The 15,387-nt window shown below is 63.6% G+C and carries 12 protein-coding genes; 8 read left to right on the forward strand and 4 right to left on the reverse strand.

The window, feature by feature from the left end; all coding sequences use genetic code 11:
• Positions 1-10: 10 nt before the first annotated feature.
• The gene (locus tag C5J24_RS23720) at positions 11-1,804 is read right to left on the reverse strand and encodes an acyl-CoA dehydrogenase C-terminal domain-containing protein (protein WP_105401665.1); all 1,794 of its coding nucleotides are present in this window, start codon (positions 1,802-1,804) and stop codon (positions 11-13) included.
• A gap of 490 nt (positions 1,805-2,294) precedes the next feature.
• On the opposite strand from C5J24_RS23720, the gene C5J24_RS23725 reads away from it, so the two are divergent.
• The 3 genes from C5J24_RS23725 (at position 2,295) to C5J24_RS23735 (ending at position 8,189) form a co-directional block, all read left to right on the forward strand.
• On the forward strand, positions 2,295-6,212 hold the full coding sequence (locus C5J24_RS23725) for a peptidoglycan-binding protein (RefSeq protein WP_105401666.1): 3,918 nt from the start codon (positions 2,295-2,297) through the stop codon (positions 6,210-6,212).
• A gap of 247 nt (positions 6,213-6,459) precedes the next feature.
• Positions 6,460-7,386, forward strand: coding sequence for a sulfite exporter TauE/SafE family protein (locus tag C5J24_RS23730; protein WP_037086641.1), 927 nt, complete (start codon positions 6,460-6,462; stop codon positions 7,384-7,386).
• Complete coding sequence (locus C5J24_RS23735) at positions 7,386-8,189, forward strand: TIGR02186 family protein (RefSeq protein ID WP_105401667.1); 804 nt, start codon at positions 7,386-7,388, stop codon at positions 8,187-8,189. The genes C5J24_RS23730 and C5J24_RS23735 overlap by 1 nt, the downstream gene beginning before the upstream one ends.
• On the opposite strand, the gene C5J24_RS23740 is transcribed toward C5J24_RS23735, so the two are convergent.
• Positions 8,190-8,708, reverse strand: coding sequence for a helix-turn-helix domain-containing protein (locus C5J24_RS23740; protein ID WP_105401668.1), 519 nt, complete (start codon positions 8,706-8,708; stop codon positions 8,190-8,192).
• A gap of 94 nt (positions 8,709-8,802) precedes the next feature.
• On the opposite strand from C5J24_RS23740, the gene C5J24_RS23745 reads away from it, so the two are divergent.
• From C5J24_RS23745 to C5J24_RS23760, 4 genes are all read left to right on the forward strand, one after another.
• The gene (locus C5J24_RS23745) at positions 8,803-9,363 is read left to right on the forward strand and encodes a dihydrofolate reductase family protein (RefSeq protein ID WP_105401669.1); all 561 of its coding nucleotides are present in this window, start codon (positions 8,803-8,805) and stop codon (positions 9,361-9,363) included.
• Between the two features lie 210 nt (positions 9,364-9,573).
• Positions 9,574-10,443 (forward strand): alpha/beta fold hydrolase, encoded by an 870-nt coding sequence (locus C5J24_RS23750; protein ID WP_371674822.1) that lies wholly within the window; start codon positions 9,574-9,576, stop codon positions 10,441-10,443.
• An 82-nt stretch (positions 10,444-10,525) separates the two neighbouring features.
• Positions 10,526-10,963, forward strand: a complete 438-nt coding sequence (locus C5J24_RS23755; RefSeq protein ID WP_046665450.1) for a universal stress protein — start codon at positions 10,526-10,528, stop codon at positions 10,961-10,963.
• A gap of 116 nt (positions 10,964-11,079) precedes the next feature.
• Positions 11,080-11,331, forward strand: a complete 252-nt coding sequence (locus C5J24_RS23760) for a hypothetical protein (protein ID WP_041364525.1) — start codon at positions 11,080-11,082, stop codon at positions 11,329-11,331.
• Between the two features lie 141 nt (positions 11,332-11,472).
• Here the strand turns inward: C5J24_RS23760 and pdeM are convergent, their stop codons facing one another.
• Both pdeM and C5J24_RS23770 read right to left on the reverse strand, forming a co-directional pair.
• Positions 11,473-12,213, reverse strand: a complete 741-nt coding sequence (pdeM, locus tag C5J24_RS23765; RefSeq protein ID WP_172724129.1) for a ligase-associated DNA damage response endonuclease PdeM — start codon at positions 12,211-12,213, stop codon at positions 11,473-11,475.
• Positions 12,214-12,245: 32 nt separating this feature from the next.
• Positions 12,246-14,780 (reverse strand): ligase-associated DNA damage response DEXH box helicase, encoded by a 2,535-nt coding sequence (locus C5J24_RS23770; protein ID WP_105401673.1) that lies wholly within the window; start codon positions 14,778-14,780, stop codon positions 12,246-12,248.
• Between the two features lie 200 nt (positions 14,781-14,980).
• Between C5J24_RS23770 and C5J24_RS23775 the strand changes: the two genes are divergently transcribed.
• Positions 14,981-15,268 (forward strand): glucosaminidase domain-containing protein, encoded by a 288-nt coding sequence (locus C5J24_RS23775; RefSeq protein ID WP_256386075.1) that lies wholly within the window; start codon positions 14,981-14,983, stop codon positions 15,266-15,268.
• Positions 15,269-15,387 lie beyond the last annotated feature (119 nt).

Below are 15,387 nucleotides of genomic sequence, written 5' to 3' on the forward strand. Positions count from 1 at the left end.
CGGCGCAAAATCAAAACGCGTCGGCGGCCAGTTCCATCACGCTGTCGGCGCCGGCTTCGATGCGGACTTTCCGCATCGCGGTTTCCGGCATGATCTTTTCCATGAAAAACTTCGCCGTCACCAGCTTGTTCTTCAGGTAGTCGGCGCGGGCGTCGCCGGCGGCAAGTCCGGTCTGGGCTGCCTTGGCGATCTTGGCCCACATGTAGCCGAGCGTCACAATCCCGAAGAGGTGCATGTAGTCGGTCGAGCCGGCGCCGGCATTGTCGGGCTTGGCCATGGCGTTCTGCATGAACCACATGGTGGAGGCCTGCAGGTCGTTCAAGCCCTTCTTGAGACCCTTGGTGAAAGGAGCCATGTTCTCGTCGGCGCGGTTTTCCTCGCAGAAATCGCCGATCTCCTTGAACATCGCCATCACGGCGCGGCCGCCGTTGAGCGCCAGCTTGCGGCCGACGAGGTCGAGCGCCTGGATGCCGTTGGCGCCTTCGTAGATCATGGTGATGCGGGCATCGCGGACATACTGGCTCATGCCGTGTTCCTCGATATAGCCGTGGCCGCCGAAGACCTGCTGGGCCATGACGGCATGCTCGAAACCCTTGTCGGTCATCACGCCCTTCAATATCGGGGTCGCAAGGCCGAGGAGATCGTCGGCATTCTGGCGCTCGGCCGCATCCGGCGAGCGGTGGGCGATGTCGGATTTCAGCGCGGTCCACAGCAGGAAGGCGCGGCCGGCCTCGTTGAAGGCGCGGATGGTCATCAGCGTACGGCGGATGTCCGGATGAACGATGATCGGGTCGGCTTTTTTGTCGGGCGCCTTGGCGCCCGACAGCGAACGGCCCTGGATGCGCTCGCGGGCATAGGCGACGGCATTCTGATAGGCCGTCTCCGCAATCGACAGCCCCTGCAGGCCGACGCCGAGGCGCGCCTCGTTCATCATCACGAACATGGCGGCGAGGCCTTTGTTCTCGGGCCCGATCAGGAAGCCGGTCGCCTCGTCATAGTTCATGACGCAGGTGGAGTTGCCGTGGATGCCCATCTTGTGTTCGATCGCGCCACAGGTAGCGCCGTTGCGCTTGCCCAGCGACCCGTCGGCATTGACCATGAACTTCGGGACGATGAAGAGTGAGATGCCCTTGGTGCCCTCCGGCGCGCCTTCGATGCGGGCAAGCACCAGATGGACGATATTGTCGGTCATGCCGTGTTCGCCGGCGGAGATGAAGATCTTCTGGCCGGAAATCTTGTAGGACCCGTCGGCCTGCGGCACCGCCTTCGACCGGAGAAGGCCGAGATCCGTGCCGCAATGGGGCTCGGTGAGGTTCATCGTGCCCGACCAGGTGCCGGCGACCATGTTCGGCAGGTAGGTCTTCTTCTGTTCTTCGGAACCATGCACGAGGATCGCGGCAATCGCGCCCTGGGTGAGGCCCGGATACATCATCAGCGACATGTTGGCCGACGACATATATTCGCCGACGGCGGCATGCAGCGTGTAGGGCAGGCCCTGGCCGCCGAATTCCTCCGGGACGGCAAGGCCGATCCAGCCGGCCTGGCAATACTGGTCATAGGCCTGCTTGAAACCCTTGGGCACCGAGACCGTGCCATCGTCATGGCGGGTGCAGCCTTCCTGGTCACCGGAGAGGTTCAGCGGAAAAAGGACGTCTTCGGCCACCTTGGCGGCTTCTCCGATGATCGCTTCCAGCATGTCCGGAGTGGCATCGGCAAAGCCCGGCAGATTGCCGTAGCGCTCGATGCCGAGCACATCGTTGAGAATGAACAGCGTGTCGTTCACCGGGGCCTTGTACACTGGCATGGTCGAGCTTCCTCCAAATCCTCGTCTTCCGGATCCGCCTCGTGGCCCATGGCTCACGGCAGGATCCGTATTCCTCCTACCACAAATAATTGACGTTCGCGTAAACGTCAATTGCGACGACGGGAACTTCGGCGATCTACACCGCCGCCATACCTCCGTCCCGGGCACAGTCTTAACGGACCGAACAGTTGCGAGGCTGGATGGGAAAGCCGGAAGATAGAGGCGGCAGGCGCAACGTCATCATCGCAAAGCCGCCAAAGACATCGAAAAGGTTAAAATTTTCGTCCGGGTTAACGACTTGTTTACCACGTCTCGCGAAATAGTGGGCTCTTAAGCGACGCAGTGCATTTATCACCAAGACGTCCCGCGTCCGCTGAAATGGCAGTCCTGCGCAAGGCATTTCTAATATACGACCCTTTGGGGATCATCCTATCCCTGAAACAAGGCCGGTACGAGAGCCAGCAGGTACAACGTCGAAACGAGCGAGCACATGAACGGATCACGACCGACCCCTTCCCGTCCCGGCGACCGCTCTTCCCTGGATGCGTTGAACCGCACCATCGAAGGGCTCGAGGCGCGTATCGAGGGGTTGATGTCTGGTACCGCACGCGACAGCCGCGCGCCGAAGCCTGCCGAGCCGCGCCAGGAGCGCCGGCCGACCGCGGCTCCTGCCTATCGCGAACCGCCGCTTGCAAGCGATCCGCTCGCCCAGATCCGCGAGCGCCAGCGCATGCTCGAGGCCAGCCGCGACCGTGCCGCCCGCCCCGAGCGCCAGCGTGCACCGGATCTGCGCCGCGAAGAACCGCGTCATGCCGAACCGCGCCGAACCGAGCTGCGCCCGCCTGAGGCCTACCGCCCGCCGGCGCGCCAGGCCCCCGTCCGTGCGGAAGCGCCCCGTTACACCGAACAGCGCCCCATCGCGCCGGCGCCGCGCCGCGAAGAACCCCGTCGCCCGGCCGCACAGCCGCGCATGCCGGCACCGCCGCCGCAGGTCGACAATGGCATGCGGGACATCGCCCAGGCGCTGATCGGCCTGCGCCAGGAGCTGAAGCAGGATATTTCCGACAGCGTCGCGCGCGAAATGACGGCGCTGCGCTCCGAAATCCGCTCGATCAAATCCATCGCCGAGGACCAGCATTTCACCGAGGACCTGCGCAGCGACCTTGCCCGGCTTGCCGAAGGCATCAGCCAGCTCGGCTACCAGGCGACGCCGGAGGCCGCCGGCCTGCGCCACGAATTCGAGGAACTGCGCGCCGTCATGGACGGCCTCGCCCGCGAAGATTCCGTGCGGCGGATGGAAACCCGCTGGCAGGGTCTCGAAGATCGCATGCACGGGCTGGACTCCACGGCCCTGCGCGAAGAGCTCGTCTCGCTCGCCTACCGCATCGACGACATCAAGGGCCAGCTCGGTGAAATGAGCGACAGCCCGGTGATCCGGGCGCTCGAACAGAAGCTGATCACGGTGGCGAGCGCCATGGAACAGCTCGGCTCGCGCATGCAGCCGAACGATTCGGTCATTGCCGAACAGTTCGCGACATTGGACGAGCGGCTGGACGAGATCAGCCGCGCGATTGCCGCCGGCAGCCGCGCCTCGGCCTCGGCCTCGATCGACCAATCCTTCCTGCAGCGGCTGGACGGACGGATCAGCGCGCTTGCCGACCAGATCGATGCGATAAGCCAAGCGACCCATGCCCAGTTCGATCCGACGGAAGCGCTGTCCGCCCGCATCGAGGCCTTGACCGGCCGCATCGAGGAACTCACCGACGAGCAGGCCGCGATGCGCCTGGAGGAACGGCTCGAACAGCTTTCGCTGATCCTGGAACAGGCCCAGAAACCTTCCCAGGACCCCGACCTTTCAGCCTACCTCGCCGATATTTCCCGCAAGATCGACGGCCTTGAGCAGGGGAGCGTCAGTGACGTGCTCGCCGAACGGCTCGACTATCTTGCCCGCCGGATCGAGGAAATCGCCTATCAGCCGCCGGCCCAGCCGGCGATCGACGAAAACGCCTTCGGGCGGATCGAAGACCGGCTGACTGACATTGCCGCCCGGCTTGACGAGGCCACGGCGTCGCCGCGCGGCGACGACGGCGCGCTCCGCAGTCTCGAAGACCAGATCGCCCATCTTTCGGTGCTGATCAGCCAGCCGCAGCAAGGTGCCGGCACCCTTCCCGCCGAATTCGAAAACCGCATGACGGCGCTCGAAAGCTATATGGCGACCAATGACGAATACATCATCGAGGCCGCCCGCCAGGCGGCCGAGACGGTGGTGGAAGCCTATTCGCGCAACGGCATGGCGGGCACGCCGGGCGCCGCCGCCGACATGGCGGCACTTTCGGCGCTTGCCGACGACCTTCGCCATCTCGAAGACCTGACCCGGCATTCGGACGACCGCACCCACCAGACATTCGAAGCCCTGCACGGCACGCTGGTGCAGATCGCCGACCGCCTGGACGGCATGGAAGAACGGCTCGTCGCCTCCGCTCATGCGGAGCGCGATCGCCATCACGAAGAACCGGCCCGTTACGAAACCCGCCCTGCCCCGGCCATGCCGGCGGCCGCGCAGCTTTCCGTCGCTGCAGCCGAAGAGCTGATGCGCTACGAGCTGGCGGAGGCCGAGGCGGACGAACAGCCGGCAGCGACCTTCGGTCACCGTGCAAAAGCCCCGGAAGAAGCATCCTCCGACGAAACGGTGCTTCGCGCCGACTATGCCGACACCAAAACCGCCGCCAAGGGCAATCCCGCCAGCGAAAAGCCCGCCAAGACCAGCCTTCTGACCGAGCTTTCCCGCCGCTTCCTGCCCGGCGGCAAGGGCGAGGCGCCGAAGGGTGGCCGCACCGTGATCGAGCCGACGCCGCCACTCGACCCCTCCGACGTGCTGCCGGCGGATCGCGAAAACGACCTTCTGGAGCCCGGCTCCGGCGCACCCGACGTCAAGAAGATCCTCGAGCGGGTTCGCGCCAGCCAGGTCGCCGGTGAATTCGATACCGACCGGACGAGCGCCGCGGAACGCGCCGACTATATCGCGGCCGCCCGCCGCGCTGCCAAGGCCGCTGCCCAGGAAACCGATCCTTCGCAGGGCGGTTCGCCCTCCAAGGATTTGCGCAAGGCCGCCAAGGCCTCCGCCAACAAGGGTTTCGGCGCCATGCTTTCGCAGCATCGCCGTCCGATCCTGATGGCCGTCGGCGCCGTGCTTCTGGTGCTGATGGCGATGCCGCTCGCCAAGACGCTGACAAGCGGCACGAAGGCTCCCGCGGCACCGGCCCCGACGATCGAGGCCCCCGCACGGCCGGCCGCACCGGCCAATATGAGCGGCAGCAACGGGATCCCGGCCGTCGAGGATCAGGCTGCGACCGACGGCGCCGAAAGCGACGCGGATATCGCCGACGCACCGACGCGACCCGTCGAACAAGCGCCGGCCCCCGCGATGGCGAACCATCTGACCGATCCGCGCCCGGCAACGGGCCAGCCCTCCGTGATGGAGCCTGCCGGCAACCCGCTTCCGGCCCAGAACAGCTTCGCGGCTGTGCCCAAGGCCGAGGCTCCGGCCGCGATCGTGGTTCCGGTCGGCATCGAACCGAAGTCGCTTGCCGACGCGGCCGCTGCCGGCGACCCGAACGCGCTTTTCGAGATCGGCGCTCGTTTTACCGACGGAAAAGGTGTGAAGAGCGATCTCTCGGAGGCCGCCAACTGGTACAAGCTCGCCGCCGACCGCGGCCTGGCGCCGGCGCAATACCGGCTCGCCAACCTCTTCGAAAAAGGCACGGGCGTTTCCCGCGACCTGACCAAGGCGATGACCTATTACAAGCAGGCCGCCGATGCCGGCAATGCCAGCGCCATGCACAATCTCGCCGTGCTCCAGGCTTCGGGCGCCGCCGGCCAGCCGGACTATGCCGCAGCCGTCTCCTGGTTCGCCAAGGCCGCTGACTTCGGCGTCGCCGACAGCCAGTTCAACCTCGCCATCCTGCTTGCCCGCGGCAACGGCGTGAAGCAGGATCTCGAGGAATCCTACAAGTGGTTCGCGGTCGCGGCCAAGGGAGGCGACAAGGACGCCGCCCAGAAGCGCGACGAAGTGGCCAACGCCATGCGCAAGGAACAGCTCGAAAGCGCCCGCGCCAAGGTCGACCAGTGGAAGGTGAAGCCGCTCGATCCGAAGGCCAACTCCATCAATCTCCCGGACGAATGGGCCTCCGGCAAGCCGCTCACCACGGCTTCGGTCGACATGGAAAAGGCGATCCGCAATATCCAGGCGATCCTGAACAAGAGCGGTTTCGACGCCGGCACCGCCGACGGCAAGATGGGCGCCAAGACCGTGACCGCCATCAAGGCCTTCCAGACCTCGGTCGGCCAGGAACCGAACGGCAAGATCACCGACGCGCTGGTCAAGGAACTACTTGCGAAGAACAAGTAAGTCTACTTACCCGACCGGGATCGGGGAGTTGCGCGATATTAATCACGCCACACAAAAACGGTAAAATTGCCGCATTATCCAGCACTTGCGAATTGACTTGCAGCGGCGCCCGGGCGCATGACGGGTGACACCCTTCATGCCCTGTTCACATGGCATGTGAGATCACGTTTCCTTCGCCGCACCGGGCGGACAACCACATCGCGAACACCCGCGAGGGCGTCGCTTTTTGCCGTGTCGAGGTTCTGCCGTGACTGTCTACCTGCCGATCGCAGAGCTGTCGGTGAACATCTTCATCATTCTGGGCATGGGCGCGGCCGTGGGCTTTCTCTCCGGCATGTTCGGCGTCGGCGGCGGCTTCCTGATCACGCCGCTGCTGATCTTCTACAACATCCCGCCTGTCGTGGCGGTCGCGACCGGCGCCAACCAGGTCGTCGCCTCCTCGATTTCCGGCGCGATCACCCATTTCAGGCGCGGCACGCTCGACATGAAACTCGGCTCGGTCCTGCTTGTCGGCGGTCTAGCGGGCGCGACGGCGGGTGTCTGGGTCTTCTCGTGGCTGAGGCGGATCGGACAGCTCGACCTGTTCATCTCCTTGCTCTATGTCGTGCTGCTGAGCTCGATCGGCGCGCTGATGCTGCAGGAAAGCGTCCGGGCGATGCGCCGGGCGAAGAACAACAATCCACTGCCGATCAAGCGTCCCGGCCAGCACAACTGGGTGCACCGGCTGCCGCTCAAGATGCGGTTCAAGAAATCGAAGATCTATCTTTCCGCCATTCCGATCGTCGGGCTTGGCTTCGGCATCGGCGTGCTGACCTCGATCATGGGCGTGGGCGGCGGCTTCATCATGGTGCCGGCGATGATCTATCTCCTGCGCATCCCGACAAACGTGGTGGTCGGCACCTCGCTGTTCCAGATCATCTTCGTGACCGCCTACACGACCATGGTGCAGGCGGCGACCAACTATTCCGTCGATATCGTGCTGGCGACGATCCTGATGGTGGCGGGCGTGATTGGCGCCCAATACGGCGTGCGCGTCGGGCAGAAGCTGCGCGGCGAACAGCTGCGCGCGCTCCTGGCGCTGCTCGTGCTTGCCGTCGGCATTCGCCTGGCGGTCGGGCTGATCGTCACGCCGAACGACGTCTATTCGGTCGCGGTCGGGGGGATGTCCTACTGATGCGCCGTTTTCTCCGCACCGCCCTCCTCCTGCCGCTCCTGGCGCTCGCCTTCCCGGTCGAGGCGCAGGTGCCGTTCGGCCAGGCATCGGGCGTCAAGGAAGGGTTGGAGATCGGCACTTCGACCAGCGAAATCGCCATCGCCTCGGATTTCCGCGGCGCCGACCTGACGATCTTCGGGGCGCTCACCAATGCCGACGAGCTGTTCCTGGCGATTGGCCAATACGACGTGGTGGTGACGCTCGAAGGGCCGAAGGACTATGCGACGGTGCGCAAGAAGGAGCGCGTCTTCGGGATCTGGATGAATACCGAGGGGCTGACCTTCGAACAGGTGCCGGAAAGCTACTCGCTCGCCAGCACCCGGATGATCGACAGCATCGACGAGGCGCCGAGCCTCAACAATATCGGGGTCGGCATCGACCACCTGGCGCTGAACCCGGTCGGCTACATCCCCGATTCCGGCATGATCGGCGAGTTCCGCGACGCCTATCGGCGCCTGAAGCTGTCGAACGGACTTTACCAGCGCGACACGAGCGGCGTGCGCTTCGTCTCGTCGAGCCTGTTCCGCGCCTCGCTGAAACTGCCGGCCAACATCCCCGACGGGATGCACATGGTGCGCGCCTACCTGTTCAAGAGCGGCCAGTTGATCAACCAGCGGGAAATGCCGCTGCGGGTCGTCAAGACCGGCATCGAACAGGCGATTACCGACGCCGCCCACGACCGACCGCTCGCCTACGGTTTCCTCTGCGTGCTGATCGCCGTCATCACCGGCTGGGGCGCCAGCATCGTCTTCCGCAAGGACTGATCATTCCGCGGCATCGGCCGCCGCCGCGTTTCGAGCGACGACTTCGAGATAGGCGGCGCGCAGGCGGTCGAACACGGAAGGTTTGGCCGGATCGCGCGGCGCATGCAGATGCAGGACGCGCAGTTCGTCCATGAAATCCTCCCAGAGCGGCCGGCCGCCTTCCTCCAGCAGTTGCGCGCGGATCGAGAGTTCTTCGGAGACCGGCATGAAACGGCGGCCCCAGGCGCCCATTTCCGCAAAGATCGGCACCAGGCGGATCGACATTTCGGTAAGGCTGTAGATTCCCTTCTGCTTGTGGCTCGGGTCGTCCTCGCGGGAAAGCAGGCCCCGCTCGACCAGCCGCTTCAGCCGGTCGGCAAGGATGTTGGACGCGATGCCTTCCTCGGAATTCTGCAGCAGTTCACGGAAGTGACGGCGATTGCCGAACATGATGTCGCGGATGACGATCAGGCTCCAGCGGTCTCCCAGAACCTCCAGCGTCAGATTGATCGGGCAACCCGACCGATAGGTGTCGTTCATTTTTTTCTCCAATACCGCTTGCATTCTACAATCAGTTTGGCTAACTTTCAACCACTTGCATTTTGCAACTGGTTTAAACGCGATGGAGGATGACATGAGAAAGCTGGTGGCCTGGAACCTGATGAGCCTCGACGGTTATTTCGAGGGGGAAAAGCCGTGGGATCTCGCCTTCCACAACTATGCCTGGGGGCCGGAACTGGAAAAGCTTTCCGAACAGTTCGGCGAGGAAGGCGACCTCCTGGTATTCGGCCGCAAGACCTACGAGGGCATGGCAGCCTATTGGCCGACCGCCGAGGAAGGCAGCAAGGTCAAGAACTACATGAACAATATCGCCAAGATCGCCGTGTCGAAGACAATCAAGGATGCCCCCTGGAACAATACCCGGGTCGTCAGCGATCCGGTCGCTGAACTTACCAGGCTGAAAGGCGAGGACGGCAAGACGATCTTCATCTTCGGCAGCGCCGACCTGGTGGCCTCGCTGATGAAAGAAGGCCTCGTTGACGAATACCGGCTGTGCATCGCGCCGGTGCTTCTCGGCTCCGGCAATCCGCTCTTCAAGAAGGCGGAGCAGCAGACCGAGCTCAAATTGCTGAGCTCCAGCACAACGGCCAACGGCGCCGTGATCCTGGCTTACGCGGTGGCCAAGGCGGCCTGACGCCGCAGGCGAAGGGCGGGCTGCGCTGCGCGGCCGGATCTTCAGATCTGAGCCGCCTTCTCCCTTCGGCTAATTGCGCCTCACGGAGCGCGATATATGGTCACCGTTCCAGGGAGAAGGACGATGGCCGATACGGAATGCGAAGCGCCTGCGGATCGGGAAAACGACGGCGACGCCCGTTCGTCGCGGCCCGCCGGGCAGCCTGTCGGCATGGCCTGCCGGGACGGTATCACTCTCCACGGACACTTCTGGCAGGCACGGTCCCCGGCCATCGGCAGCGTCGTCGTCAATCCGGCGACCGGGGTGCTTGCCCGTTATTACCACTATTACGCCGACTTCCTGGCCGGCGAAGGTTTCGACGTGCTGACCTACGACTATCGCGGCATCGGCCTTTCGCGCCCCGAAAGCCTGAAGGGATGCGGCTATCGCTGGCGGGAATGGGGCGAGCAGGATTTCGACGCAGCGCTGAGGTTCATGGAAGCGGCAAGGCCGGGGCAACCGCTTTATGTGGTCGGCCACAGTATCGGCGGCTACCTGCCCGGGCTTTCGCCGATGGCCAAACGTATCGACCGGATGCTGACCATGGGCGCCCAATATGCCTACTGGCCGGACTATGCCAGCGGCCGCCGCCTGCGGCTGTTTCTGAAATGGCATGTGGTGATGCCAGCCCTGACTGCCGCCTTCGGCTATTTCCCCGGAAAGCGTCTCGGATGGCTGGAGGACCTGCCGGCGGGGGTGGCGAACGAATGGAGTTTTCGCGGCGCACGGATGGAGGCGACCCATCCGGCAGCGGAACGAGGCGATGTGCTGCGGCGGTTCGAAGCGGTGACGGCGCCGATCCTGGCGGTGACCATGTCGGACGACGACATCGGTACGGTGGCGGCAATCCGGCGCACGCTCTGTTATTATCGCAATGCCCAGGTGACGCAGGTGCTGCTGAACCCGGAGGATTACGGCCTGGCCGCCATCGGACATTTCAGCCTGTTCCACTCCCGGCACCGGGAAGGCTTCTGGCAGGATAGCCTTCGCTGGCTGCGGGACGGCATCAATCCCTGGTCCGGACATGTGATAACGTCGTAACGCCCGGGCCTGCGGCTTGCGCTGGATCAACGAATGATCCGAGGCACCTGCGATGATGTCACCAGATGAAAAGGAGGCACAAATGTTCAAACATGTTCTCATCCCGACCGACGGCTCTCCGCTTTCGACCAGCGCGCTGGAAAAAGCGCTCGACTTCGCACGTGAGATCGGCGCCGAAGCCACTGTTCTGGTGGTGATGGAACCGTTGCAGGTCCTAACGCTCAACCCGACGGGCATGGAAGTCGCCTATGCGGAATACGACCGCCAGAACAACGAGGCGGCCGACGGCATTCTCGCCGACGCGAAGGAAGCGGCGAAACAACGGCTGGTCGCCTGCGAAACGGTAAAGCTTGGCAGCCTCGATCCGGCGAGCACCATCGTCGAGACCGCCGGCACCTACCATTGCGACGTCATCGCCATGGCCTCGCACGGCCGCTCCGGTTTCAAGGCCTTCATGCTCGGCAGCGTGACGATGAAGGTGCTGGCGCATTCCAAGACGCCGGTGCTGGTTTATCGGTGAGATCTGGTCTACGCCGGCGCTGGCTGCGGATGTTCGTTCAAAACCGGCCGGTCATGCGGTGCTTTACACCTTCGATATTGCGGCGCACAATGCTCCCTTGGCCCGGGGGACAGCGAATGATGACCGTATTTGAAGGCCTAAAAGGGGAACTCGCCGCCGGCACGACCGTCTTGGCGCTGGTCGACTACAATGTCACCGAATTTCGCGACGGCGACAGTTGCCGTTATGTCGGGCACGTTCGCACCAAACCGTCCATTCTACGAACTGCACTGAACGCTCCGACCCTCCGGCTCGGCGGTCACCGCATAACCCTCAATGCGGTCGAGCATGAGGATTGGGTATCGTTTCATCTGGACAGGTTTCCTTAGAGCGGAACGCTGGTTGTTGGATCTGGTGAGATCGTAATCGTTGTCAGTCCAGCCTGTTCGGCGTCGTCAGGGCTGTCGATGATGGATGGCATCCGCGTCCGCGCATGTGGTAGGGCGCTTGGACAGGTTTAAACCAGACGGTCAGCCGATCAGATTGGCGTAGCGCACCGAATAGATGCGGTCGCGGCCGAGAAGATGTGCGACCAGGGCTTCGCGGTCGAACAGGCCGTGCATGGCCCGATGGCGCAGATCGAGACCGCCGGCAAGCACGCCGAAGGCCGGCATGAGGAGGCGGCTGCCGTCGCTGGCGAAACACGGGCGGCGGACGGATTTTTCGCGACGGCGGACGGTGGCCGACGGATGCAAGTGGCCGGCGATCTCGCCCTTGCTTCCCCCCGGGCCGGAAATCAGGCTCGGCTCGTGGCGGAAGACGAGGCCGCCATAAAAGAGTTCGTCGGTGCAGGTGCCGGGCAGGTCGACCGTGCCGTCCGGATCATGGTTGCCGTTGATCCAGACCCACTCGCGGCCGCACGCCATGGTCGTGATCAGCGAACGCAGGTCGGCGGCAAGATGCTCCGATCCCTTGCGGTCGTGGAAATTGTCGCCGAGCGAGACGACGGTCTTCGGATCATAGCGGGCGATGACGGCGGACAGGATGTTGAGCGTGGCGATCGTGTCGTAGGGCGGCAGCATCATGCCGCGGCGGGCAAAGGCAGCACCCTTTTCCAGATGCAGGTCGGAGACGACGAGAACGCCGGTTTCGGGCAGGTAAAGACCTCCGAGCGGATCGCAGACGGCGAGGACGCCGTTCACGACGATCTCTTCCGCACCGGTTGCGGCAGGTCCCCCTGAAATCGTTCGCGCCAAGGCGAGGCGGTGCATCAATTCAACGTCTTCCAGTCCAGCGTACCGCATCAGCCAAGCGCCTCCGCGATCAGTTCGTCGGCGGCTTCCTGCAGCACCGCGTCGTGCGCCTCGCCCGGTACTGGCTCCTTGCCGATTTCCAGCATGATCGGAACGGCAAGCGGCGAAACGCGGTCGAGATCGCGGTGGGTGATGTGCCCCCTGATTCGCGCCAGCATATCGCCTAATCGGGCAAGATCCAAAAGACCGGATGCCGCATCCCGCCGCGTCGCTTCCAAAAGCACGTGGTCCGGTTCGTGGCTACGCAGCACGTCGTAGATGAGATCGGTCGAGACAGTAACCTGCCTTCCGGTCTTTTCCTTGCCCGGATGGCGCCGCTCGATCAAGCCGGAAATCACGGCGCAATTGCGGAAGGTGCGCTTGAGCATATACGATTCGTCGAGCCAGGCTTCCAGGTCGTCGCCGAGCATGTCCTCGTCGAAAAGGTCGGAGAGGCTCAAGGCACCGGCGCGGATCATCGCGCCGATATCGTTGAGGCCCCAGACGGCCAGCGAATAGTCGGTGGCGACGAAGCCGAGCGGCCGGGCGCCGGTCCGTTCCAGACGGCGGGTGAGCAGCATGCCGAGCGTCTGGTGGGCGAGCCGCCCCTCGAAACAATAGGCGATCATGAAGAACCGTTTTCCGCGCGGAAAGGTCTCGATCAGCAGTTCATCCCGGGCAGGCAGCATCGAGCGTTCGCGCTGGATGTTCAGCCAGTCGCGCACCTGGTCCGGCAACACGCCCCAGCGATCGGGATCGGCGAGCATGCCGCGCACCTGGTCGGCGAGATAGGTGGAGAGCGGAAATTTTCCGCCGGCATAGGCGGGGATTTTCGGATCCAGCGAGAAGGCGTTGGAGACGAGGCATTCGTTCTCGCGGATGCCTTCGAAGCGCAGCACCTTGCCGGCGAACAGGAAGGTATCGCCCTGCACCAGCTGTTCGAGGAAATATTCCTCGACCTTGCCGAGCGACATCCCGCCCCGACCGACGGTTCCCTTTGCCAGCCCTTGGGCATTGCGCTTCACCAGCCGGACATTGAGCTCGGTCGCCTCAACGATCGTGCCGAGGTTCAGGCGGTATTGCTGGGCGACCGCCGGATTGGAGACCCGCCAGCGGCCTTCCTTGGTTTTCCTGATCTTGGCGTAACGCTCGTAGGAGCGCAGCGCATAACCGCCGGTCGCGACGAAATCGACGATGCGCTCGAACATCTCCCAGGAGAGGTTGGCATAGGGCGAGGCGCTGGTGATCTCGTCGTAGAGTTCGACCGGATCGAAAGGTTCGGCGCAGGCCATGCCGAGCACGTGCTGGGCGAGCACATCGAGCGCGCCCTCGCCGACCGGCGGCGTATCCTGGGCGCCAAGATAATTGGCGTCGAGCGCCGCCTGGCACTCCATCACCTCGAAGCGGTTGGCCGGCACCAGGATCGCCTTCGACGGCTCGTCCATGCGGTGGTTGGAGCGGCCGATGCGCTGGGCGAGGCGGCTGGCCCCCTTCGGCGCGCCGACATGCACGACGAGATCGACATCGCCCCAGTCCATGCCGAGATCGAGGGTGGAGGTAGCGACGACAGCGCGCAATCTGTTGGCGGCCATGGCGGCCTCGACCTTGCGGCGCTGGCCGGCATCGAGCGAGCCGTGATGCAGCGCGATCGGCAGGTTGTCCTCGTTGATCGTCCACAGCGTCTGGAACAGCAATTCCGCCTGGAAGCGGGTGTTGACGAAGATCAGTGTCGTCTTGTGGCGCTTGATCTCCTCGTAGACCTCGGGAATCGCGTAGGTCGAGACATGCCCGGACCAGGGGATGCGGTCCTCGGTGCGCATGATGGTGATATCGGGTGCCGCGCCACCTGTGACATGCACGAGGCCGGCGGGCGGGGCTGGGTTTTCACCCTGCGGCACCAGCCAGCGCTGCAGGTCCATGGGATCGGAGACGGTGGCCGATAGGCCGATCGTGCGCATGTGCGGCGCGTGCCGGCGGATGCGGGCAAGGCCGAGCGACAGAAGGTGGCCGCGCTTGGAGGTGACCAGCGAATGCAGTTCGTCGAGGACCACGTATTTCAGGTCCTTGAAGAAACGCTCGGCCTCCTTGTTGGCCAGCAGCAGCGCCACCTGTTCCGGCGTGGTCAGCAGGATATCCGGCGGGTTGAGCTTCTGGCGCTGGCGTTTGGCCTGCGGCGTGTCGCCGGTGCGGTTCTCGATCGAGATCTCGAGGCCCATTTCGAAGACGGGCTTCATCAGGTTGCGCTCGATATCGACCGCGAGCGCCTTCAAGGGCGAGATGTAGAGCGTGTGGATGCCGGTGAAGGCGGAGCCGGGCGGGATCTTGCCGCGCCGCGTCAGATCGGTCAGCGACGGCAGGAAACCGGCGAGCGTCTTGCCGGCGCCGGTGGGCGCAATCAGCAGCATGTTTTCGCCGGATGTGGAGCGCGACAGCAATTCCAGCTGATGGGCGCGCGGCTGCCAGCCCTTCTCCGCGAACCATTTCTGGAACGGCCGGGGCAGAAGCGCGGCGTCACGGCCGGAGGAATGGGTTTCGACGATATCCACGCCGTTAAGTTAAGAGCGCGTCGTCGACATGGAAAGTGAGAGGATAAAATTCAACTCAAAAACGAATAAGCATCCTCTTCCACTTCTGGTTATTTACGATATTAAACAACCTATAGGGATATTTAAAAGGGGAGCACAAGCATCCCTTTAGATAACCAGTTTTCCACCCTGATCCAACCATACCGGACATCCGATGTGGAATTTCCGCATTTGAAGCCGTTACACTTGCGATGTGGATTCTCGAATCTGGCTGGGGAGCGTCGATTCTCTCCCGAGAGCATATGAACTACGCGGGTATGAAATATCGCAACCAGATGCAGTCATACGCCACGCCCATCGAATACGAGGCGCATGACGGGCGAGACACCTATTGCAAATTCGCTTCGCTCGAAAACTTCATCCTGGGCTTCTGGGTCTTTCTTGCCGCGTGCCTTATAACGGATGGCGGAGGAAAGCGGCTGATCCCGCTGAATTTATCCATTTCGTAGGCCCGATATGGGCACAAAACACACAACATGCTAAGCAAAGATCTCGTCGATGCCATGAACTACGGCGGGATCGGCGACCGAGATCGGAGGACAGCCAGTCCGTCGTTGACGAATTCCGG

Origin of the sequence: Neorhizobium sp. T25_27, assembly GCF_002968565.1 — a bacterium.
GTDB classification, from domain to species: Bacteria; Pseudomonadota; Alphaproteobacteria; order Rhizobiales; family Rhizobiaceae; genus Neorhizobium; species Neorhizobium tomejilense.